Origin of the sequence: Virgibacillus natechei (genome assembly GCF_026013645.1) — a bacterium.
GTDB lineage: Bacteria > Bacillota > Bacilli > Bacillales > Amphibacillaceae > Virgibacillus_L > Virgibacillus_L natechei.
In genome coordinates, this window is the sequence record NZ_CP110224.1 from 3,186,004 (window position 1) to 3,207,743 (window position 21,740).

Annotated in this window: 23 protein-coding genes and 2 pseudogenes; 5 read left to right on the forward strand and 20 right to left on the reverse strand. The window is 37.6% G+C overall.

All coding sequences use genetic code 11. The annotated features are described in order from the left end of the window. Positions 1–193 precede the first annotated feature (193 nt). Positions 194–964: a sugar phosphate isomerase/epimerase family protein gene (locus tag OLD84_RS16125; RefSeq protein WP_209462460.1), complete on the reverse strand. Its 771-nt coding sequence runs from the start codon at positions 962–964 to the stop codon at positions 194–196. Between the two features lie 348 nt (positions 965–1,312). Here OLD84_RS16125 and OLD84_RS16130 point away from each other — a divergent pair, with 348 nt between their 5' ends. Genes OLD84_RS16130 through OLD84_RS16145 form a run of 4 tightly spaced genes read left to right on the forward strand, consistent with a single transcriptional unit; the run spans position 1,313 to position 6,029 of the window. Then, positions 1,313–2,497 carry a galactokinase gene (locus OLD84_RS16130; protein ID WP_209462461.1) on the forward strand — a complete coding sequence of 395 codons (1,185 nt, stop codon included), beginning with the start codon at positions 1,313–1,315 and terminating at the stop codon, positions 2,495–2,497. Further along, a complete protein-coding gene (gene galE, locus OLD84_RS16135) occupies positions 2,494–3,495 on the forward strand; it encodes a UDP-glucose 4-epimerase GalE (RefSeq protein WP_209462462.1) in 1,002 nt (333 codons plus the stop codon). Before OLD84_RS16130 ends, galE begins: the two co-directional genes overlap by 4 nt. Continuing rightward, positions 3,495–4,973, forward strand: a complete 1,479-nt coding sequence (galT, locus tag OLD84_RS16140; RefSeq protein ID WP_209462571.1) for a UDP-glucose--hexose-1-phosphate uridylyltransferase — start codon at positions 3,495–3,497, stop codon at positions 4,971–4,973. The genes galE and galT overlap by 1 nt, the downstream gene beginning before the upstream one ends. A gap of 9 nt (positions 4,974–4,982) precedes the next feature. Continuing rightward, on the forward strand, positions 4,983–6,029 hold the full coding sequence (locus tag OLD84_RS16145; RefSeq protein WP_209462463.1) for an aldose epimerase family protein: 1,047 nt from the start codon (positions 4,983–4,985) through the stop codon (positions 6,027–6,029). 98 nt (positions 6,030–6,127) lie between these two features. On the opposite strand, the gene OLD84_RS16150 is transcribed toward OLD84_RS16145, so the two are convergent. The 3 genes from OLD84_RS16150 to OLD84_RS16160 form a co-directional block, all read right to left on the reverse strand. Next, positions 6,128–7,300 carry an ROK family transcriptional regulator gene (locus tag OLD84_RS16150; RefSeq protein ID WP_209462464.1) on the reverse strand — a complete coding sequence of 391 codons (1,173 nt, stop codon included), beginning with the start codon at positions 7,298–7,300 and terminating at the stop codon, positions 6,128–6,130. An 87-nt stretch (positions 7,301–7,387) separates the two neighbouring features. Continuing rightward, positions 7,388–8,179, reverse strand: coding sequence for an SDR family oxidoreductase (locus OLD84_RS16155; RefSeq protein ID WP_209462465.1), 792 nt, complete (start codon positions 8,177–8,179; stop codon positions 7,388–7,390). A 255-nt stretch (positions 8,180–8,434) separates the two neighbouring features. Beyond that, a complete protein-coding gene (locus tag OLD84_RS16160) occupies positions 8,435–8,842 on the reverse strand; it encodes a hypothetical protein (protein WP_209462466.1) in 408 nt (135 codons plus the stop codon). A gap of 64 nt (positions 8,843–8,906) precedes the next feature. On the opposite strand from OLD84_RS16160, the pseudogene OLD84_RS19515 reads away from it, so the two are divergent. Further along, a pseudogene (locus OLD84_RS19515) lies at positions 8,907–9,161 on the forward strand (transposase); the annotation flags it as partial. Between the two features lie 112 nt (positions 9,162–9,273). On the opposite strand, the gene OLD84_RS16165 reads toward OLD84_RS19515, so the two are convergent. The 16 genes and pseudogenes from OLD84_RS16165 to OLD84_RS16235 all read right to left on the reverse strand — a co-directional run bounded on the left by OLD84_RS16165 (position 9,274) and on the right by OLD84_RS16235 (position 21,718). After that, the gene (locus OLD84_RS16165) at positions 9,274–9,927 is read right to left on the reverse strand and encodes a response regulator (protein WP_209462467.1); all 654 of its coding nucleotides are present in this window, start codon (positions 9,925–9,927) and stop codon (positions 9,274–9,276) included. After that, positions 9,917–11,131 (reverse strand): sensor histidine kinase, encoded by a 1,215-nt coding sequence (locus tag OLD84_RS16170; RefSeq protein WP_209462468.1) that lies wholly within the window; start codon positions 11,129–11,131, stop codon positions 9,917–9,919. Before OLD84_RS16170 ends, OLD84_RS16165 begins: the two co-directional genes overlap by 11 nt. A 191-nt stretch (positions 11,132–11,322) precedes the next feature. Beyond that, positions 11,323–11,988 (reverse strand): FAD-binding protein, encoded by a 666-nt coding sequence (locus OLD84_RS16175; protein ID WP_209462469.1) that lies wholly within the window; start codon positions 11,986–11,988, stop codon positions 11,323–11,325. 73 nt (positions 11,989–12,061) lie between these two features. After that, positions 12,062–12,193 (reverse strand): FAD-binding protein, encoded by a 132-nt coding sequence (locus OLD84_RS19520; protein WP_209462470.1) that lies wholly within the window; start codon positions 12,191–12,193, stop codon positions 12,062–12,064. After that, positions 12,184–12,609, reverse strand: coding sequence for a hypothetical protein (locus OLD84_RS16180; protein ID WP_209462471.1), 426 nt, complete (start codon positions 12,607–12,609; stop codon positions 12,184–12,186). The genes OLD84_RS19520 and OLD84_RS16180 overlap by 10 nt, the downstream gene beginning before the upstream one ends. Positions 12,610–12,623: 14 nt before the next feature. Next, the gene (locus tag OLD84_RS16185) at positions 12,624–12,881 is read right to left on the reverse strand and encodes an FAD-binding protein (RefSeq protein ID WP_209462472.1); all 258 of its coding nucleotides are present in this window, start codon (positions 12,879–12,881) and stop codon (positions 12,624–12,626) included. 288 nt (positions 12,882–13,169) lie between these two features. Continuing rightward, positions 13,170–13,412, reverse strand: a complete 243-nt coding sequence (locus OLD84_RS16190; RefSeq protein WP_209462473.1) for a ferredoxin — start codon at positions 13,410–13,412, stop codon at positions 13,170–13,172. Between the two features lie 18 nt (positions 13,413–13,430). Beyond that, entirely contained in the window at positions 13,431–14,405 is a 975-nt protein-coding gene (locus OLD84_RS16195; protein ID WP_209462573.1) for an NAD(P)/FAD-dependent oxidoreductase, read from the reverse strand. A gap of 83 nt (positions 14,406–14,488) precedes the next feature. Continuing rightward, positions 14,489–14,722, reverse strand: a pseudogene (locus OLD84_RS16200) (SDR family oxidoreductase); the annotation flags it as partial. Between the two features lie 330 nt (positions 14,723–15,052). Beyond that, entirely contained in the window at positions 15,053–15,217 is a 165-nt protein-coding gene (locus OLD84_RS16205; RefSeq protein WP_209462475.1) for an SDR family NAD(P)-dependent oxidoreductase, read from the reverse strand. A 21-nt stretch (positions 15,218–15,238) separates the two neighbouring features. Next, complete coding sequence (locus tag OLD84_RS16210) at positions 15,239–16,501, reverse strand: cytochrome P450 family protein (protein WP_209462476.1); 1,263 nt, start codon at positions 16,499–16,501, stop codon at positions 15,239–15,241. 371 nt (positions 16,502–16,872) lie between these two features. Next, complete coding sequence (locus OLD84_RS16215; protein ID WP_209462477.1) at positions 16,873–17,031, reverse strand: hypothetical protein; 159 nt, start codon at positions 17,029–17,031, stop codon at positions 16,873–16,875. Positions 17,032–17,209: 178 nt separating this feature from the next. Then, positions 17,210–17,407: a hypothetical protein gene (locus OLD84_RS16220; protein ID WP_209462478.1), complete on the reverse strand. Its 198-nt coding sequence runs from the start codon at positions 17,405–17,407 to the stop codon at positions 17,210–17,212. A 96-nt stretch (positions 17,408–17,503) separates the two neighbouring features. Next, positions 17,504–18,667, reverse strand: a complete 1,164-nt coding sequence (locus OLD84_RS16225) for a family 43 glycosylhydrolase (RefSeq protein ID WP_209462479.1) — start codon at positions 18,665–18,667, stop codon at positions 17,504–17,506. 16 nt (positions 18,668–18,683) lie between these two features. After that, positions 18,684–19,898: a sn-glycerol-1-phosphate dehydrogenase gene (locus OLD84_RS16230; protein ID WP_209462480.1), complete on the reverse strand. Its 1,215-nt coding sequence runs from the start codon at positions 19,896–19,898 to the stop codon at positions 18,684–18,686. A gap of 29 nt (positions 19,899–19,927) precedes the next feature. After that, the gene (locus OLD84_RS16235) at positions 19,928–21,718 is read right to left on the reverse strand and encodes a glycoside hydrolase family 127 protein (protein ID WP_209462481.1); all 1,791 of its coding nucleotides are present in this window, start codon (positions 21,716–21,718) and stop codon (positions 19,928–19,930) included. Positions 21,719–21,740: the final 22 nt, after the last annotated feature.

The following is a 21,740-nucleotide window of genomic DNA, read 5'->3' on the forward strand; positions in this document are numbered from 1 at the left end:
GTACAGTGGGTATATTAAGACATGTGCTACATTACGATACGTGCTTCCACTAGCCATTCCTGCAATTTCCACTTCCACAAACGGGCTTCTGCGATGATACTTCTTTAGCTCTATCCATTCATCAAAGGGGTAATGAGGGCCTTATTTTCAATTATGCATCAAAGTATGTGTGAACCCTCGCATTAATAAACTACTAATTGATATTATAGCTTTCCACCAAGCCTTTTAATGTTTTAGCATCCTCTAAGAATTGGTTCTCATCATCTTCCTTTACAAATTCGATTAATATATATCGATTTGCCTTTAGATTTTTCAATTGATTAAGATACTGGCTCCACTCCTCCCTTCCTTCTCTAAAAGGAAGTCTATCTCCCACAGTCCATTGAAACGCATGTACATGCGTTAACCAAGGAATTAACTCATCAATACTATCCAATCTTTGCTTTATGGATTGTCCTTCAGCTGGTTGCCAATATAAATTTACATATGGATGATCTATTTCTCTCATAAGATTTGCAGCACTTTCTTTTGTGTCTGTCAACGTATTCCCATGGTATTCAAGATTAATAGATATATTTTTTTGCTCAGCCAGTGTAGCTACTGTTCTTGCCTCCTTTACCACACCCTGTCTATAGTTCTCATTACCCTTTTTTGATCCCTGTCCACCAGCCCAGACACGAATAGATGGAGCCTTTAGATGTACTGCCGTTTCTAGTATTTCTTCAAATGAGTCCTTATTTTTCTCGTATTCACCTACTCTATAATAGGATCCATAGGAAACCACCTCCAAACCCGCCTGTTCTGTTAACTTAGCAACGTTAGATGCTTGATTAAATTCTCCAGGTGGAACATGTATATCGCTCCCCCACTCAATGCCTTCCAGCCCTGCTTTTGACGTTAGTTCAATAACCACTTCAACTGACAATTTTCTAAAAGTTACCGAACATACCCCAGTCTTATACATATCAATTCCTCCCATATCATGTATTTATAAATTTGAAAGCTGATATCCTTTATTAAATCTTGATACATAAAAATGTTGACGACTTTCTTAATCATAACCCTGTTACTCACTGCAATATATTTACTTAAACTTTGTTATTGGTATTTAGATCGTTAATTTAGTTGCCTGCCTAGAGAAAAATAAAACGTTTTTGTCGCCTTTTCCGGTAGGCATCACCCTCCCCTATTGCACATCACAAAAAAACATAGTAAACTAAACTTGATTAATTAAATTAATTAATATTATAGTATCTTATTTATACGTCCTTAGCAACAAATATTAACAAATAAGTAACAAAGGAGAGAGATAATGACAGCTCATCAATTAAAGCAATCATTTCAAAAAATATTCAAAACCACGGAGGTACCACAAACCTTCTTTGCCCCAGGCCGCATCAACCTAATCGGCGAACACACGGATTACAACGGAGGTAACGTCTTCCCTGCATCCATATCATTTGGAACTTATGCACTTGGTCGAAAGCGTTCAGACCAGAAATTACGCTTTTATTCCATGAATTTTCCGCAAGCGGGAATCATCGAGTGTGATTTATCTAATTTAGATTACAACGAGGCGCATGACTGGGCCAATTATCCGAAGGGAATGCTCCTCTATTTACAGAAAGCAGGGTATGAATTTCCTCATGGCGCAGATATCCTATTTCACGGCAACATACCAAATGGCGCGGGTCTCTCCTCTTCGGCTTCTATTGAAATGGCTACTGGCGTCTTATTGGAAGGTCTTTTCGATTTGGAGATTGACCGCATCCGCATGATTCAGCTTGGGCAAAAAGTTGAAAACGAGTACATCGGTGTAAACAGTGGAATTATGGATCAATTTGCGATTGGCATGGGAAAGAAAGATCATGCTATTTTATTAAACTGTCAGACGTTGGACTACGAATATGCACCACTAGGTTTAAAGGATCATGTCATCCAAATTATCAATACCAATAAACAACGGACATTGGCAGGATCAAAATATAACGAACGGCGTGAACAATGCGACCGAGCGCTAATCGATTTACAGGCGAAGCTTTCGATAAACAGTCTGGGAGATTTAACAAAAGAGGAATTTGATCAGCACAAGCATCTTATCAAAGACGAAACAAATCAAAAACGTGCCAAGCACGCTGTTTACGAAAATGTACGCACATTGGAAGCTCTAGAGAAATTACGCGAAGATGACTTAGAAGCTTTTGGAAAACTCATGAACGAATCACATCTCTCACTAAAACAGGATTATGAAGTGACGGGAATGGAGCTCGATACCATCATTCAAGCTGCATGGGATCAGGAAGGTGTACTGGGAGCCCGCATGACAGGTGCTGGATTCGGCGGATGTGCAATTGCAATTGTAGAGAAAGATAAAGTAGAAGATTTCAAGAAAAACGTCAACGCCTTCTATCATAAGGCGGTTGGTTATGATGCTACATTTTACACCGCAACAATTGGCGATGGTGCGAAGGAAACTACTGAGGGAGTGGTAAAATGAGTGTACTCGTGTTAGGAGGTGCTGGTTATATCGGCTCACATGCCGTTTATCAGTTAATTGATCAGGGAGAAAACGTCGTGGTCATTGATAACCTGGAAACTGGTCACAAAGAAGCAGTTCATCCAAATGCAACATTTTATAAAGGAGACATTCGGCATACCGATTTTCTCCGCGAGGTATTCGAGCATGAAACAATAGATGCTGTTATTCATTTTGCAGCCCAATCCCTTGTTGGTGAATCCATGGAAAAACCGCTTCAATACTTTGATAATAATGTTTATGGTACACAGGTTTTGCTACAGGTCATGGTTGAACATAACGTGAAATATATCGTATTCTCCTCTACGGCAGCAACCTACGGGGAACCAGAGTCAGTACCAATTACAGAAACAATGCCAACCAATCCAACCAGCACTTACGGTGAAACAAAGCTGACAATGGAAAAATTGATGAAATGGACGCAAACAGCTCATGGGATCACGTTCGTTTCCCTGCGCTATTTCAATGTGGCTGGGGCTAGGGAGTCTGCAGAAATCGGTGAGGATCATCGACCGGAAACCCATCTTGTTCCGATTATTTTACAGGCGGCTCTTGGACAGCGCTCGCATATCACCATTTTCGGAGAGGATTATAACACGGCAGATGGTACGTGCATCCGGGATTATGTCCATGTGGAAGACCTCATCGAGGCACACCTACTGGCCTTGAACTATTTACAAAATGGTGGTAATAGCGATATTTTCAATCTTGGGAGCAATCAAGGTTTTTCGGTGAAGGAAATGATCGATACAGCAAGAAAAGTAACGGATAAAGAAATCCCGGCTCAAAGCGGAGAACGGCGTGCAGGCGACCCAGGTACCTTGATTGCCAGTTCCGAAAAGGCAAAAAGAATATTAGGCTGGAACCCAACGCGGACTTCGATTACAAAAATCATGGAAGACGCTTGGAAGTGGCATACAACGGATCCAAACGGCTACGGGAAGGACGTGGAAAAATGATGATTTACCAACATATCAGTGGACTGATTCAAAAGGCAATTGAAACAGAGCTCATCGATCAAACGGATCAGATTTATGTGCGCAATCAAGTAATGAGCCTTTTACATCTGGAATCTTTTCCGGAAAAAGTGCCCTATAAAACGAATGATTCCATTCCAAATCTTTTAGAAAAAATAATCGCCTATGCGGTGGAAAATGACGTCATTGAAGATGTTTTCGATGATAAAGAGATTCTCACTGCAACGATCATGAATTGCTTTCTTGCACGTCCATCCGTTATAAATGAGACGTTTCATAAAAAATATAAACAGTCCCCCCAAGCGGCAACGGATTATTTTTATAATTTAAGCAAAAATAGCAACTACATCCAGATGAATCGAATAGCAACTAACATCCATTTCAAAGCAGAGACCGCTTATGGTGAAATGGATATAACGATAAATTTATCGAAACCTGAGAAAGATCCAGAGCAGATCAGACGCGAACGCGAAAAGAAGGAACAGATCGATTATCCATTATGTGTTTTATGTGTCGAGAATGAAGGATACGTAGGGCGGACTGGCTATCCGGCGCGTGCAAACCATCGCGTCATCCATGTTCCATTAAACGGAGAAAACTGGTACCTGCAATATTCTCCATATGTTTATTATAATGAACACAGCATCGTACTTGCTGAAGAACACCGGGACATGAAAATAGATAAGGACGCATTTGAACGACTGCTTACGTTCACGGATCAATTTCCACATTATTTTATCGGGTCCAATGCGGATCTGCCGATTGTCGGTGGATCGATTTTGAGTCATGATCATTATCAGGCAGGCCATTATGAATTTGCGATGGCACGAGCTACCGATGCATTTTCCTTTACGCTGGAGAAATTTCCTGACGTAAAAGCATCTGTTTTAAAGTGGCCGATGTCCGTCATACGACTCCGAAGCGGGGAGAAAGATCAACTCCTTCAAACAGCTGATCATATTTTACAAACATGGAAAGGGTATTCAGACGATGACGCTGACATAAGCGCGTTTACCGACGATACACCGCATAACACGATTACACCTATCGCCCGGATACGTGATGGCATGTATGAACTTGATCTTGTGTTACGTAATAATCGAACATCAGAAGCGCATCCATCAGGAATTTTCCACCCACATGCTGATGTGCATCACATTAAAAAGGAAAACATCGGGCTGATTGAGGTATTGGGACTTGCTGTTTTACCGGCGAGACTCAAAGATGAATTAGCTGAAATCAAGCAATTTTTACTTGGTCAATCAAATGACGTTGCTGCCTATCATCAAGAATGGGCGGACCAAATCAAACACGAATATGCTACCCTTTCAAATCCTGGACAGGTTGATGATATAATGGAAAAGGAGCTCGGGAAAAAATTTGCCCGTGTACTCGAAGACGCGGGTGTGTTTAAAGAACAAGCAGCCTTCGAGCGATTTATTAAGACATTAGATGAGTAGGTGGATGAAATGGACATAAATACGAGAGAGATTTCAGGTAAATGGCAGGAATACACACTAAAAAACGATCACGGTATGACAGTCAGTGTGCTTAATTATGGGGGAATCATTACAAAAATCATCGTTCCAGACCGTAATGGAAAGATGGAAAATGTTGTTCTCGGCTATAAAGACTATGCTAACTACGAAACGAATCCTAATTTTTTCGGTGCATTAATTGGCCCAGTTGCAGGAAGAATTCAAGACGCCTCGTTTGAGCTAACCGGGAAAACGTATGCCTTAGAAGCGAATGATGGGGATAATCATCTTCACGGGGGATCAACTGGATTCCATCAAGTAATATGGGAGGTAGAACCTTTTGAGACGGATCGTACTGTTGGATTGAAGTTGTCACATAAAAGGGGAAATGGAGAAGGCGGTTACCCTGGCAATTTGGATGTTCAGGTCACGTATACCTTAAATAATGCTAACCAGCTTAAACTTGATTACAGTGCAGCGAGTGATCAAACGACCGCCGTTACATTAACCAATCATTCCTACTTTAATTTAAGTGGGGATTTGAAAAATACGGTCCATAACCACCATGTGACGATGGATAGCGGGAAATTTGTCGAACTGGATGAGGAATTAATTCCGACTGGGGAGTGGCGCGAAGTTACTGGATCATCCTTTGATTTTCGCAATGGCCGTCCACTTCATGATGGATTCCATGATGATGCAGAGCAAAATAAAAATGCTGGAAATGGCTATGATCATTATTTTATGTTTGATGAAGAACAAGAACAAAACGTGATTGTCCGGCATTCGGATTCTGGACGGAAATTGACTGTTAAAACCGATCAGCCAGGCATGGTCATGTATACCTCAAACACCTTGGAAGACGGGCTGGAGTTAGCCGAAGGTTTGTCCGAGAAACATTTAGGCGTGTGTTTTGAAACGCAGGCGTCTCCAGCATCCTTGCATCACGAAGGCTTTCCGAGTGTGATGTTAGAAGGTGGATCAACATATAATAAACGAACGTTGTTTTCTTTTGGAGTGGAAAACGAAATGAAATAACTTTGTCACTTGTCGATATTTCCCGGGAAATGATGAAACATGTACTGCTAAAAAAGCTGAGCATCTGTTGTTCGTAACAGGTGCTCAGCTTTTTGTATTTATACAGGATCAAATAACTCGACCAATAATAGGGATACCGCACCTAATAAGGTTGCATCATCACCAAGCTTTGTGACCGTAACACTCGTTTGTTTCGCTTCCTGTGTCAGTGCTTGCTGATCAATCGTTTGTTTAATTGCAGGTAGGATGAATTTTTCACCTTTCATCACCCCTCCACCTAGGACAATTTCACTCGGGTTAATGAGATGAATTAAATTCGTTAAACCAACGCCGATTGCCTGCCCCGTTTCTTGCAGAATATGAATATAGGATTCATTCCCATTTTGAGCTAATTCATGTACGCGCTGTCCTGTTAGTGTGCCCGATTCAATCTCGTCGTCTACTTGATGACGCGCCCTTTTCGCCACAGCCTCCCCACTAGCGAACGTTTGCAGGCAACCACGATTGCCACACTCACAAATAGCCCCATTCATATCAATGGTCATATGGCCAATTTCACCAGCAATATCCTGCGCGCCATGGTACAGTTTTCCATTGATCACAACGCCCGAACCAACGCCACGACCAATATTGACAGCAACCATACTCTCCAGATCACCATGCCCGCCAAACCAAGATTCACCAAGTGCCATTGCCCGCGCGTCATTCTCCACTTTTATAATTACATTAAACGCTTCTTCGAGCTCAGCCTTGATCGGGATATCGCTTAAATCTAGGTTTGGTGCAATAAGTGACGTACCTGTTTCTACATCAACAACCCCGTGCATAGCCACACCAATTCCGATAACTTTTTCTTTATCTGTCGTTGATGATTGTAAAATTTTATTGATATTTTCTTTTAAAATTGTGATGAATTGATCATTTGTAATTGGTTTTCTTAGCTTGCTTGACGTTCGCTCAAATACTTTTCCTGATAAGTCAGTAAGAATGCATTCGACTTTTTCCGGGCCAGCATCTACTCCAATAACATAGAATGCATCACTATTGATGAGAAGCATCGTTGGCTTTCGTCCACCTTTTGAGTCTCCAAGGTCACTTTCCCTTACGATCCCTTGCTCAAGCAGTTCTTTTACAATACTACTCACTGTGGGTGGCGTAAGTTCTGTTTCTTTTGCAATTTGAGCTCTGGAAATGGGTTCAGATTTACGTATCTTATTGAGGATATTTGATTTATTTACCGATTTCATTAACTGGAATGTGCCACGCTGCATTGAACTTCCTCCGTTTAACTTTTTATATATAGTTTTATTATAACATAATTAGTTAAGTTAATTTAGAGGATAAAATGCGAATGCTTATTATTTCAGCAAAGACTCCGCACCATCAATATATAATTCTGTCCCAGTTATATGACTTGATTCATTAGAAGCTAAAAAGTGAACTAAATCTGCTACCTGTTCAGGACTGCCAGCACCATGTTCTAAGGGCTGACTTCCTTCTGGATATTCTACAGGGATTTCAATGTTCTTAAGTTTTTGTTTATCTGGATGGGTATTCTCACCGATATTCGTTTCAATTGCCCCAGGGCAGATGATATTGACCCTAATTCGATACTCTGCCAATTCCAAGGCGGCCATCTTGCCAAAAGCCATTTGTCCAGCTTTTGAAGAACTGTATGCCGTCATTCCAAAACCTGTAAACGTTCTATTTCCGTTAATGGAACTTGTTATCACGATGCTTCCTCCACTTTCCTTCATATGTGGGATAGCATATTTCGCGGTCAGGAACGTGCTTTTTAAATTGGTTGTTAATGTTTGGTCCCAATCATCAGGAGTGAGATCCTCAATAGGAGCAACCCGGCCGTTAATACCAGCGTTCACGAACACAAAGTCTAAACGTCCCCACTTCTCAACAACTTTTTGAATACTAGCTTCTACCTCTTGGGGGTTTGATACATCTGTATCTGAGATTATTGCTTCCTCACCATTATTTTCGATCTCTTGTTTTACAGTGTCAGCATTTTCCTCTTTTAAGTCGATCAGTCCTACTTTCGCTCCTGACTTTGCCAGTCTAAGTGCAGAAGCTCTACCGATACCGGAAGCCGCCCCGGTTACTATCGCTACTTTATTTTCCAGCTTATGGTCTGTCATTGTTATACCTCCTATTTTAGCTGATAGTATAACCTTTTTGTGGAGAGGATATGTAGAAGGCCGCTATACTCTTCTGTTCTGAGTTTTTTATCGTTTGTCCAAGTGAACCGAAAGAAGGTGTACCATCTGTTTTCCAAAAAATAACGTCTCGTATGAGTCGCCCATTTAATGTCTTCCTACATTTTCACCGGAATATTTAATGTTGTTGATGGTAAACCTTCAACTGATACCTTGACTGTGGCCTCACCAACTTCATCAAAGGCTCTTACAAGCAAAGGCTCTTACAACAGCCAATAACTTTCCATTTAAAGATGTGAATTTTCCCGTTTTATAATTTTCTGTGGTCTTGCGTTTCCCTGTGCCAAAAGCGGCTAACTTCGCATCCCCATATACAGCTATTTCCGCTTTTAAATCTGCAGTCGGTACCAACCCTGCCTCTGCATCAATAATTTCTATTTCTGCAAAAATAAGCGACTGTCCATCGGCTTTTAACTCTTTTTTATCTGGTACGATACGAATCCCTTTTGGACGGCCAGCGGTTGTTACGACATCTCTCGAAATTTCCTTACCATCTAAATAGCTAATTGCCTCTAATGTACCTTGTTCATAAGATAATTCAAAGCTTGCAGTTAATCGTTGTTCTCTACCAGCAGGAAAGCGCAAAGACGCAGCTTTAGTTCAATACCTTTGAACGGTCAAATAACCATTAGAATTAGAAACAGTAAAAATATTTCACACAGATCGTGGTTCTGAATTTAAGAATGTAGGGATCGATGAGCTATTAAGTGAATATGACATTAAACGCTCTCTAAGCGATAAAGAAAGCCCCTATAATAATGCGGTGTCAGAATCGACATTTAAGATACTAAAAACCGAATTAATAAATGACATGCACTTTGAAACCCTTGAACAGCTATCTCTTGAATTTTTTGATTATGTCAATTGGTATAATAATATTAGAACGCACAGCACGCTTGGTTAGGAAAGTCCAGTAACATACCGAAACTTAGCCCTTTAAATAAATGTTTGTTTTTAGTGTTGACATACCAATTTTATTTTATTTTATTTTATTAGAGATTCATGCACTCTATTCATTATGGTGTTATATACCCTCTCTTTATTGAATGTGATACAGCTTCTGCCCTTGAATCTACACCTAGCTTATTATAAATGTTAGTTAAATGGAATTTTACAGTCCGTTCGGCAATTCCAAATTTAATTGCAACTTCTTTATTTCTATGTCCATCACATACAGCTTGTAAAATAGATATTTCTTTTTCTGTTAACAATGTATAATAAGTATCCGCTCGATTATTAGATTTTTTTTCTTTGTCACTTTCCTGGAAAAGCTTTTCCATTATTTCGGGTTGTATCAGAGTTTCTCCTCTATAAGCCGCTTCAATTGTCCTAAACAAATGATCTCTATTTGTATCTTTTAATAAATACCCCTTCGCTCCTAGCTTCATCCCTTTTATCATTAATTCATCTTCATTATACGTTGTTAGAATAATTATAGGGATATTAATATCTCGTTGTCTTAGCTGTTGCATGGTTTCTAACCCACTTACCACCGGCATTTTCAGATCCAATAAAATCACGTCTGGTTTTTGCTTGTCTATGAATTCCATAGCTTCTTTCCCATTCTGTGCTTCATCAATAACTTCAAAAGCTTCATTAGTTTCTAAAATTAATTTTAATCCTTCTCTAACAACTAAGTGATCATCCACAATTAATATTTTAATATTCATCACAGTCACCTTTCTGATTTAATGGTATTACTATTTTTATAGTTGTGCCAAATTTCTGGTTACTATCGACATTCACAACCCCACCTAGAATCCTTACTCGTTCATAAATCCCTAATAACCCATAATGTCCGCTTGTTTCACCAATATAATCAGCATCAAAACCTACACCATTGTCATAGATCCTAATACATAAGTCATCATTTGTAGCATAAATATTTAATTGCACTAAGTTGGCATGTGCATGTTTAGCAATATTCGTTAAACATTCTCTTATTATGTAGATACCATGTTTTTTTAATAAGTCCGCCAATGGTGGAATTGCTTCTATTGAATTATTTACTTTTATAGAGGTGGCCTCTTTAAATTTACTTATTTCTTTTTCTGCCTCTTGTACAAACGTCTGCTCCGATAGCGATTTAGAACGCAAATCGTCAATCGCTTCTCTCGCATCTTTCAACGTTGTTCTTGCTTGTTTCATCGATTCTAGTAATATTTGCTTTGACTTTTCGTTATTTCCTTGGCCTATGTATACATCAATTGCTTCTAATTTCATAATTAACCCAGCTAGCCCTTGGGCCATCGTATCATGCAGATCACGTGCTAGACGCTTTCTTTCGTTTCTAATTGTCAGTTCTTCTATCTTTTGATTAGCATTTTCTAGTTGATTTATGTAATATTGCATACGTCTCCATGCGTTTATTTCTTTCACATGTAAAATCGAGTAAAAAACAGCAATAGCCACAATAAAAAACAAAATAGGTATAAAAATACGTAATTCATGTGCACCATAATTTACCACAATAGCTACAGTATAAAAAATATATAGAATAATAACTGCTGAAAATACTTTAAATGAACTTTTAAATAAATGTATACTTTCTGAAATCAATATTGGTAACAGTCCCACCAATACAATCGGCGAGCCATGTGGTAGGAGAAACGCAGAAATAAAAATAATACAGGATTGTGTAAAAAAGTAATACCAAGAATATTTTCTTTTTGAAGAATTTGAAAGCCGATAGAGCAAAATATGTAAAACCATCAAGATTAAAAAAATGGAAGATAAAACAAACAACACTTCTCCTATTGATTGTAACAATAAGGTTGCTACTGTTACTAATAAAATCCAAAACAATAGCCTGACACGATAAACGTTAAGTGTTTTTGGCTGATCGTCAAATAAAAATAACTTATCATAGTCCATATACTACATAGCCTCTTTTCCATAATTAACTCTAGTCTATCTTATAATGTAGATTCTTCAACTAAAAATCAAATTCTTTTTTGGCTTCTATATTCTGAACTTACTAAATTTAAAAAAGTGAAACTTATGGATATAAATAGAATGATAACTAGTTAATTCTGTAGGCTTTATTCGCAATTCATAAGTTGTTCTTAATATGCATTGCAGAAAATGTATCCAAAGACAGTCGTAGGTCCTAATGTTGAACCAGGACCAGGATAAACATCTCCCATAACGGAAGCTGAACAATTACCGGTCGCATAGAGACCCTTAAGAGGTTGCCCATCTTTCATTGCTTGCCTATGTTCGTTTGCAAGGATCCATCCTTTAGTACCTAAGTCACCAGGATAAATTTTACAAGCATAGAATGGTGGTTTCTCAATGGTACCTAAGTTAGGTTTCCTATATGTCGGATCACCATAATAACTATCATAGACGGAATTACCTCTCCCATAACCCTCATCTATTCCTTTTTTTGCATATTTATTAAACGTTGAAACTGTTGTTTTTAGTCCATCTATATCTATGTTACATTTATTTCCTATAGCTTTTTTGGGTGTCATTCGAGGGAGCATTTCACCGAACAAATATTTGTTGCGATCTCGACTTTCTAAAATCAACCATGAATGAATTGCCTTTCCATTTTGTTTTTGTCTATCTAAAATGGCATGACCTGCATCAACATACGAATCTGATTCATTCATATATCTTTCGCCTGTTTGATCAACAATGATACTATGTGGCATTGACCTTTCATAAACTATAAATTTTCTTGCTCCATTCTCGTCTAATGTAGAAGGCCCCCCACCAAGCATCATTAAGTAGTTCTGTATCTAGGTTATATTTTTGAGCAATTAATAAGGTATCCCCTGTATTATCTTCACTTCCGGATTACCAATCAGCTCCTATATGATGGTACTTTTCCCTTAAAGTTTGATTCCGTTCAAAACCTCCACTAGCTAAAATGACCGCTTTACTGTTTATAGTAAATGATTCACCATTTTTATCGACCTTTACGCCCACAACCTTGTCGTTTTCGTTAACATGTCTTTTAATGGTGTTGATAACCAGACAGGCGCTTTTAAATAGTTAACGATCTTCATTAGACTCGCTACTAAACCAGCACCAATAGAAAGTGGTTTTTCCCTTTTTATTTTATGTTTGAAACCATTTATAAACATACCTACAACTGTAGTAAAATCTTGAAAATTTGTAAACGCTTTAGGTAATGAGGTAACCTTTACTCCCGAATAAAGTGGAATTGGTGCCTCCAATCCCCCAATACGGAAGTTTTCAGCCATTTCTCCTAGTTTTCTGGCATCAAAAATCTCCGCTTCAAGTGAACGACCAATTTTTCCATCAGGTTTTTCTGGATAATTGTCAGGATACTTCATTCCCGGAACCCATTTGATACCTTTTTCTTCTAAAAATTTAACCATTTCATGTCCATTTTCTACATACCCTTTTTTTTCTCGTAAGAAGAAGCTGAACCTTTATAGTTAATAACCACTTCCATATAAATAAGAGCCTCTTCTTCACTGTCTTGTAACCCCTCTTGTTTAGATACGTGATTGTTAGGAATCCATAGACCGCCACCTGATAACGCAGAAGTACCTCCCCAAACGTCACTCTTTTCAATCAACAATGTATTTAGATTATTAGAAGCAGAAGTAATTGCTGCAACTAATCCTCCTGCACCACTGCCAACCACAACAATTGGCTCATAAGTCTTATTAATAAACTCATGAGCCTACCACAAAATTGCTTTAGTCTAACAAAAACATCTATTAGTAAGGGATAAAGAAATCATTTGAATAGTAATAATAGGAAGCTATTATCCTCTGATAGAAAATGTCAATTCGCTCATGAATCTTCCTTTTAACAGATGTATTATTACTCACTATTTCTAGCCGCTTAATTTCAATCACTAAATAGTTCATATCGCACTGAGACCTTTATAACCCTCTCTAAATCCTTTAAAAATCATTAAAGCATCTACTCAATCATATTTTGATTCAAACGGTTGGCTTGAAACTTGTATGGACTCAGATGGACAGCCCTCAAAAGCATCCTCCATATCTTCCCAAAACTCATCTGAGATGGGACTAGTTCCCTTATTATTATCTAGGGTCACGTATGCAATCCCTTCGTCATTTACATCATAAATATCTGGAGCAACATCCGCACATGCTCCGCAAGCTATACATGTTTCTTGATTAACTTTTGTGTACTTAGCTGTCATATCTTCCTCCCTCACCTACTATTTGGCTTCCATTAAACTTGTACTGTGCATGGGTTGAACCCTCGAATTTGGTTCTATAAAGACTTTTGCATTACTCACTGCAGTTGCTGCTTCCCCAAATCCAGTTGCAATCAGATTTATTTTTCCATCGCAAGTACATATATCTCCCGCAGCATATATTCCTTCTATATTTGTTTCTAATTTTGAATTTACGACAATAGAATTTTTTTCTATTTCAAGCTTCCAACTTTTTATTGGACCTAATGAAGAAACAAATCCATAATTAACTAAGACATCGTCTGCATTAATAATCTTCATTTCGTTACCCTTTACTTGTTTTAAAATCACTTTTTCTAATGATTGTTCACCATCGAATTTTGCCGGAACAAAAGGCGTAACTAACTCAAGAGTTGATTGTTTTAATTTCTCTACACTATGCTCATGAGCCCGAAACTTATCACGTCGGTGTACAAGTGTTACGTTTTTGGCAATAGGCTCTAACATTAATGCCCAGTCAACTGCAGAATCACCACCTCCAAAAACAACCACTTCTTTATTTGCAAAACGTTGCATATCTTTTACATAATAATGAACATTATCCATTAATTCATATTCAGTCACATCAATTGGTAATTTCCTTGGTTCGAAAGCTCCATTCCCAGCTGTGATAATAATAGATTTTGTATAATGTGTTTCATTATCTGTTCGTAATATAAAATAATTATCTATTTTCTCGACTTCTTCTACAGTTTCTCCGAGGCAAATATCAATTTTGTCTTGAAATATATCCATTTGCTGTTTTAAGTTATCCACTAGATTTTGGGCAGATATTTTCGGAAAACCTGCAATATCATAAATAAATTTCTCTGGATACAATGCTGCAAGTTGACCACCAAGTTGTGGCAGGCTTTCAATGATTTTTACAGAAGAGTTTCGCATGCCACCATAAAATGCAGCAAACATTCCAGTAGGACCACCACCAATAATTGTCATATCTACTACTTTATCATTCAATTCATGTCCACCCTCTTATCTTTATTGAGTTCTTTTATTTCTGTTAATCTACTATGTTTTTGCTAATGGGAACTCCAACCACCATCAACAATCAATTCTTCGCCAGTAACAAATTGAGATTCATCTGATGCTAAATACAAGTAAGCATAAGCAATATCATTTGCATTTTCAGCATGAGGTGGTAATGGGATTTGGTTAGTGAATGCCTTTCCAAGTTGTTCTTGTGTTGTCACACTATGTTTCTTAGCGGCACCTGTGTAAATAGCACCTGGATACACGGAGTTCACACGAATATTATCCTTGGCATAATTTTAGATAAAGAGCGAACTCCTCCTTTTGCAGCTCAATATGCTGCTCCATTGTCAGAACCACCCACATTGCTGCTAATGACACACAATTAATAATGGAACCATGTCCTGATTCTTGCATATAAGGGGATAACGGTCTTCATTCCTAACCATACAGATGTGAGGTTTAAATTGATTGTTTTATTCCAACCTTCTAAATTCTCCTCTAGTAAACTGTTGTGAAAAGAAACCCAGCATTATTGAATAAAAAGTCAACAGTATTAAACTCTTTGATCACTTATTCTACCACTAAACTCCAGTTATCTTCTGAAGTTACATCTAATTTAGTTGTATAAATATTCTCACTAACCTTTGAAACTTCTTACTGGCAATATCTGTAACAACAACTTTTGCTCCTTTATTATAAAATAATTCAACAGCTGCTAATCCCATACCACTTGCTGCATCTGTAATGATAACAACTTTATTGTCCAATCTACCCATAATTAATCCTACATATCAGTATTATTTAAACGTAACAGGCAGAGAAGATAAACCTTGGGCTGCCAATTTAAATTGCCATTTGATATCCCCACGTGGGATACTTAACTGAATGTCTGGCATTCGTTCTAGTAGTGTTGTAAATGCGATATCTCCTTCCAATCGTGCAAGTGGTGCACCTAAACACATATGAACACCCTGTCCGAAAGCGACATGACGTTTTACGTCGCGCGTTAAGTCTAATTCTTCTGAATCGCTATAAACATTGCCGTCTCGATTGGCTGACTTTAATAATGGAAAAAGTACATCTCCTTTTTTGATTGTTTGACCTCCGAGGACTAAATCTTTTTTTGCATAACGCGGACCAGCAGTCGTAGAAGGACCGTGGTAACGTAATAATTCCTCGACCGCATTTGAGATTAAGCTCTTATCTTTTTTAAGCATCTCTAATTGATCTGGATGATCTAATAAAATGAGCGTCCCTGTTGATATCAAGTTGGTTGTCGTTTCATGTCCGGCAAATATTAGTAATTGCACTAATGATAATAGCTCTTTTTCATCTAGTTTATCACCGTCTTCTTCTAAACTAATTAATTCACTTATTAAATCATTTGCTGGCTGCTTTCGTTTCTCTGCAATTAATTGAGTAAAGTATTCGGTAAAGGATGCTAAACTTTCTTTAACTTCATCATCTAATCGGCCTACGCCCAATCCTGTAGCTATCGCTTCTGACCATTGATAAATTTGTTCTTGTTGTGATGCGGGGACTCCAACCATGTAGGAAATTACTTTAATTGGTAGTTTATATGCATAATCTGTGACTATATCCATTTCACCTTTGTCTTGAACTTGTTCAAGCAATTCGTCTGCAATTTCCTGAACAGTTGGACGAAGATTTTCCATATATTTCGGAGTGAAAACTTTAGAAACTAAGCGTCGCAATCTACGATGGTCTGGTTCATCAAGCGCATTCAATGAATTTGCTAGGAAAAGTTGTGATCCTGTATCATCCGTTGTATTTGTTAAAGATTGTTTTATACTATTATCTTCATTAATATTTGATGGATCTACACAAAATAACGATTGATCTTTCAATACTTTCTTTACCTCGTCCAATTGTGTAACAATCCATGTTTGTTGATCAGCATCCCCCACCTGCATTGGGATTGGTCTAACTGCTCCTTTCTCACGTAGTTCTGAAAATACATAAAAGGGATCAAAATCGCTCCTGCCTCCTAAAACTTTTAAGACTTCTTCTTCCGGTGCTATTGGATATGTTTGTTTCATTGAACATCTTCCTTTCTCCATTAAGAATTTTTAACAACAATACCTTAGAATTAATAATAACAAACTAGTTATAAAACCATAACGTCCAAAAGGGCAATATACACTTGCCCAATATATCTAATTTATAACTAGTTCTTTTTGACAGGTAATTGATATAAGTTTTAGACGTGTTCGATCCTTTAATGAAGTGATTGATAAAAAACAAGTGGTTCCGTTAACTGTTTATAGATTGTTGGGACCACTTGTTTTTACATTAGGGATCTGTTTTCTTAATTCTTCCGACATCTTCGCTAAATGAGATGCAGCCCTTCCTCTGTGCTAACCAATTGTTCTTCTGAAGAAGCAGCAATGCCAGTTGTTTTTGTTGTTGATTAATTTGCAGTTTTGGATACTTCTGTAACTGATGTATTGACATTCTCCATAATTTGAGACATTCTTTTGGATAATGCAGTAAGTAGTTGCGTTTCTTGATCGACATCTTCTACTGCATCTAAAATACTTTCAAAGTTTTTACCTCTCTTTTCAACCATTTCCAAACCTTCTGTCACTTGCTCTTTGTTTCGTCTGGCCATTTCTAAAAATTGCTGAATATTTTGTTACGTAGAATTTTACTAACCTCGTGATTTCATCTGCAGCATTACCCGATTATGGTGAACCCTATTGTCAAGACACATTTTTTAAAATTAAGGTGGGCAGAACGTTTTTGATCTACCAATAATTCAGAGTAAGGGACACTCTTTTGCGGACAACTGTAGAGTTCTTGCTACCTAAATTGCTTGATACCCATCTATGAACATAAGTTTCATTATCAACAATATCTGTTTCATATTGGAGTTGCTCATCTACAAGTTCTTGAATTTTTTCCTCTGACTTCATTACTGGTTCCGGGCATCCTTTACAACTCATTTTTTCTCATCCTCTAAATTAACTATTTTACTGCCTATTAAAAAAACCATCATGTGAACAATACATACACGATGGTTTTAATATAATTTGTCAACATTATTCAACAGTAATTGTTGCAGTAATCTTCTGTTTTGCGTTTTTTATCGTTTGTCCAGGTGAACCGAAATAAGGTGTACCATCTGTCTTCCAAAACATTTGTTGCACGCGCGCATGCCGATTATGATCGTATAATGGGTTGCCTTCAATCCCTTTATACGGACGGGCATGATAAACAAGCAGATCTGTAACACCATCCTCAGCTACCGTAAAACTATTGTGACCTGGTCCATACTCTTTTGTTTCTTCATTCGAAACAAAAACAGGCTCTTTTGATTTTGTCCATGATTTTGGATTTAACAAGTCACTATCTTCATCAGCAGATAATAAGCCCATTACATAGCGATCATCTGTGGCACTTGCGGAAAAAGCTACAAAGACTTTCCCATTACGTTTAATCACAGCTGCACCTTCATTCACATAAAAACCTTCTTGTTCCCAATTAAATTCTGGTGTTGATAATACGACCTGCTCCCCTTTGATTGTCCATGGGTTACTCATTTCCGCGATGTAAAGGTTTGAAATAGTGTCATAATCAACCTTCTGTGCCCAGATTAGATATCGTTTGCCTTTGTGCTCAAAAGTAGTAGCATCTAAGGAAAAACTTTGGAAATCGGTATTAATTTGCCCTTTTTCCACCCATTCACCTTCAAATGGATCCTCGGAACTGTTCTCCAACACATATGGACGAATAGCCCACACATCATCTCTGTCTCCCGCTGCATAATGAATATACCATTTACCATCAATAAAATGGAGTTCTGGTGCCCATATATGTATGGACATAATCCCACTACCCCGTTTTCTCCACACCGCTTTTTCTTCCGCATTTGCAAGTTCTTTTATTGTTTTTGCTCTTCGCAGTATTATACGATCATATTCAGGATAAGAGCCTGTGAAATAATAATATCCATCCGTGTGTTTGTAGATATATGGATCTGCCCTCTGTTCAATTAAAGGGTTTGGGTACTCATACGTTTTAATTTTTCCTTCAACAGTAACCTTTCCAGGCTCAGCAAATAGTTCAGAATGAGGCTTATCCCATAATACTTGTAGTTCTGTATGGACACCATTATTCAATTCAGCTGATACTTGATTCGGCATTTGTGGAGGGACTCCTATTTTGGTTGTTAGTTCTATCTTTTCTACGCTCTTTATATTCATCTATGCTTCCCCTTTCTTAGAATGATAGTTTTTCTATAGGATATTTAAAATCCTCCTGTTTAAATTGATTAGCTAAAAATAGTCCAGTACACCTATCCCTTAAATGAAAAGCCTCATTTAAACTTAGCGAAACTAACGAATGTTCAATATTCAATTCCTCAGGTGTAGTGGGTCCTGCTACCGTTTTCAATAAATCTTTTATCTGTTGCGATGAAGGTAATTCCTTCATCATTTGTTTTATTTGCTCCCAATTTGTTGTAAAACTTTCTAGATATCTAGAATCAGTTGACATAAGGTCTGGATCTATATCGGTGATTATTTGTTTATATAGATCAATGATAATAGTTGTGGCAACTCCAACCTTTGCTCCATGTAGCAATTGTTTAGCATCTTTTTTTAATAAATCCATTTCCCAATAATGGGATAAGTGATGCTCACTTCCTGAAGCTGGTCTAGAGAAGTCCAACACAAGCATGACAAGACCTGACTCAATTAAAGCTTGCATCAGAATTTTTATTCCTTTATCTTCTCTTTTTGCTATTTCTTGAACACTATGAATACAATTGTCTAATGATCTCCTAGTTAAATCTGCTGCCAATTGGTTATATGGTTCTTTTCCTATTAAACTGGAAATTTCCCAATCTAATAGAGACGTATATTTCCCTATAATGTCACCAAATCCTGCTGCAGTCATCTCGCGCGGAGCATCTTTAATAATATCGATATCCGCGAATACTGCAACAGGGGAGGCAGTTTGAATGGTTTTCTTTACACCTTGAAAGATTAAAGGAGCTCCTTTAGACGTATAACCATCGACAGAAGCCGCAGTAGGAACAGAAATAAACGGAATAGACATTTTAAAGCTAGCAAAACGGACTATATCGTGAATAGTTCCTGAACCTACAGCTAAAATAACATCTGCACTATTCGGAATCTCCACAAGAAATTGAATTAAGGTACGTTCATCTGCAATTACTTCTCCATATTTATTCGGAGCTAATTCCACAATGGTAAGACGAAAATCATTCCTAGATAGTATATGTTCAATTTTATTTCCAGCTGCTTTTCTTGTATTTTCATCAACAACAAGAACGATATTTTTATATTCATGTGAAATTAAGTACGATGGAATTTTATCTATCGCATTTTTTTCAATATTTAATTCTGGAAGAGTGACTTCTTCTATATTAAGTTGTTTTACAAGTTTTTTGATATCTTCAGGTATGCTCATTATATATCCCCAACGTTTTTTATTTTTCTCTACTCAGCACTATCATTCCTGATATCCCAATACAACGTATATCGCTGATGGTGTAACTTATAAAATGGTATCAGCGTTACATTTACATTACCAGGCTGACCAACAGGATCCGTTTTAAAAGTTAACGGAGAACCTTGTTCAGGGGTTATCCATTTATTTACATCCATTCGATCTGTTAAAAGGGTTGGGACATCTATTAATGGATAATCATTTAGTGCTTGATGATCAGCTACAATATCAGTTTCCGGAAAGTTTTCTTTTCCTAACGCTCCCGCCATAACAAGGGGGCCGTACATTATAACTTGTTTTTTCGGATCATCTTTTGATTTGTATGTGTATAGTTCCATAGGTAGTTTGATTTTAACGCTATCGCCAGTAACCCATCTTCTCTTGATTATCAAGTACCCATTCTCTACTCTAGAGTAATGTTCATTTCCATTAACAGAAGCAATTACTTCTCCCTTTGCCCATTGAGGTATTCGAACATGAATAGGTAATGTTTCATTGTTCCCCTTTGTTATGATCAATTTTGTCTCTTGTGATTCTGGAAATGAAGTTTCTTGCCTTAACTTCATGTTTTTATCTTCCATATTAATTTCAGAAGCAATAAATAAATTCACATATAATTTTCCCTGTTCCTGATAATAGATGTTCCTTGTATAACGGGCTGGATTTTCCATCCCTGATCCTGTACAGCACCAAAATGAGTTATCTGGTGTACAATACACTTTAAAATGCCCCGGCTGGGTCGAAACGAAATACGTTTTCATTCCTGTATCAGGATCTTGTGATGGCAGAATATGATTGTAAAGCGCCTTTTCATAGTATTCCATATATTCTGCCTTAGGGAACCAATGAAACAAATGCTCCGTAAGTTTAAGCATATTATAAGTATTACATGTCTCTGCAGTTGTAATTCCAAGCTCTTCTTCATTTTCAGACCCAAAATGTTCGCCAATACTATTTCCACCGATAACATAAGAACGGTAATTCGTTACTTGTTTCCAAAAGAAATCAGCCAAGTCTTTATATTTCTTCTCACCAGTAATATCGTATATTTTTGCTGCTCCGATCACCTTAGGGATTTGTGTATTCGCGTGTTTCCCTTCAAGATCATCGATACCTTCCGATAAAGGAGTTAATATGGCATGGTGGCAAAAACGTTTAGCAAGGTCTAAGTATTCTTTGTTATTAGTCAAAATATAGACGTCTGCCATTACTTCATTCATCCCACCGTGCTCACAGATCAACATTTTTTCAAATTGTTCATCAGTAAGATTTCCTAACCCATTTTTTGCCCAATTAGCAAGTATTAGCACAATATCTAATGCTTTTCTATTGCCAGTATATTTATAAGTATCGATTAGACCAGCAAATATTTTATGGATACTATACCAAGGAACCCAAGAGCCACCCAAGCTAAAATTATCTACTTGAAAATCCCCATTAAAAACATTATCAAAGCAGGTACGAGGAAAACCACTTACATAACCTTTTGGTTCAGAGTACTGTATATTTCCTAACTCATCAATTGCATAATCAAGCTTTTGTTTTAATTCAGTATTCCATGTGGTGGCATACATGCTTGCAGCCGCTGAAAGCCAATGTCCGATTGAATGGCCTGCAATCTCCTCTTTCTCCCACCCGCCATAACGTGGCTTTTTAGGAGCTTGATCATTCGCCTCATAGCACGGTGCCACGAGTCTATCAATATCCAAATAGTGCAGGTATTCTTCTCCTTTTTCCTGTGATTGCTTAAAAATACCATTAAGAAGATTCACGTTATCCATTATCTACTCCTCATTTTGAGTC

Bases quoted from the DNA above. Each gene is read 5' to 3' on its own strand.
- galE (WP_209462462.1), top strand. From the start codon at position 2,494: ATGAGTGTACTCGTGTTAGGAGGTGCTGGTTATATCGGCTCACATGCC.
- OLD84_RS16125 (WP_209462460.1), bottom strand. From the start codon at position 964: ATGTATAAGACTGGGGTATGTTCGGTAACTTTTAGAAAATTGTCAGTT.
- OLD84_RS16225 (WP_209462479.1), bottom strand. From the start codon at position 18,667: ATGAATATAAAGAGCGTAGAAAAGATAGAACTAACAACCAAAATAGGA.
- OLD84_RS16170 (WP_209462468.1), bottom strand. From the start codon at position 11,131: ATGGACTATGATAAGTTATTTTTATTTGACGATCAGCCAAAAACACTT.
- OLD84_RS16180 (WP_209462471.1), bottom strand. From the start codon at position 12,609: ATGGTTAAATTTTTAGAAGAAAAAGGTATCAAATGGGTTCCGGGAATG.
- OLD84_RS16195 (WP_209462573.1), bottom strand. From the start codon at position 14,405: ATGACAATTATTGGTGGTGGTCCTACTGGAATGTTTGCTGCATTTTAT.
- OLD84_RS16235 (WP_209462481.1), bottom strand. From the start codon at position 21,718: ATGGATAACGTGAATCTTCTTAATGGTATTTTTAAGCAATCACAGGAA.
- OLD84_RS16130 (WP_209462461.1), top strand. From the start codon at position 1,313: ATGACAGCTCATCAATTAAAGCAATCATTTCAAAAAATATTCAAAACC.
- OLD84_RS16220 (WP_209462478.1), bottom strand. From the start codon at position 17,407: ATGAGTTGTAAAGGATGCCCGGAACCAGTAATGAAGTCAGAGGAAAAA.
- OLD84_RS16155 (WP_209462465.1), bottom strand. From the start codon at position 8,179: ATGACAGACCATAAGCTGGAAAATAAAGTAGCGATAGTAACCGGGGCG.
- OLD84_RS16210 (WP_209462476.1), bottom strand. From the start codon at position 16,501: ATGAAACAAACATATCCAATAGCACCGGAAGAAGAAGTCTTAAAAGTT.
- OLD84_RS16165 (WP_209462467.1), bottom strand. From the start codon at position 9,927: ATGAATATTAAAATATTAATTGTGGATGATCACTTAGTTGTTAGAGAA.
- OLD84_RS16190 (WP_209462473.1), bottom strand. From the start codon at position 13,412: ATGACAGCTAAGTACACAAAAGTTAATCAAGAAACATGTATAGCTTGC.
- OLD84_RS16230 (WP_209462480.1), bottom strand. From the start codon at position 19,898: ATGAGCATACCTGAAGATATCAAAAAACTTGTAAAACAACTTAATATA.
- galT (WP_209462571.1), top strand. From the start codon at position 3,495: ATGATTTACCAACATATCAGTGGACTGATTCAAAAGGCAATTGAAACA.
- OLD84_RS16145 (WP_209462463.1), top strand. From the start codon at position 4,983: ATGGACATAAATACGAGAGAGATTTCAGGTAAATGGCAGGAATACACA.
- OLD84_RS16175 (WP_209462469.1), bottom strand. From the start codon at position 11,988: ATGATGCTTGGTGGGGGGCCTTCTACATTAGACGAGAATGGAGCAAGA.
- OLD84_RS16205 (WP_209462475.1), bottom strand. From the start codon at position 15,217: ATGGGTAGATTGGACAATAAAGTTGTTATCATTACAGATGCAGCAAGT.
- OLD84_RS16215 (WP_209462477.1), bottom strand. From the start codon at position 17,031: ATGGTTGAAAAGAGAGGTAAAAACTTTGAAAGTATTTTAGATGCAGTA.
- OLD84_RS16150 (WP_209462464.1), bottom strand. From the start codon at position 7,300: ATGCAGCGTGGCACATTCCAGTTAATGAAATCGGTAAATAAATCAAAT.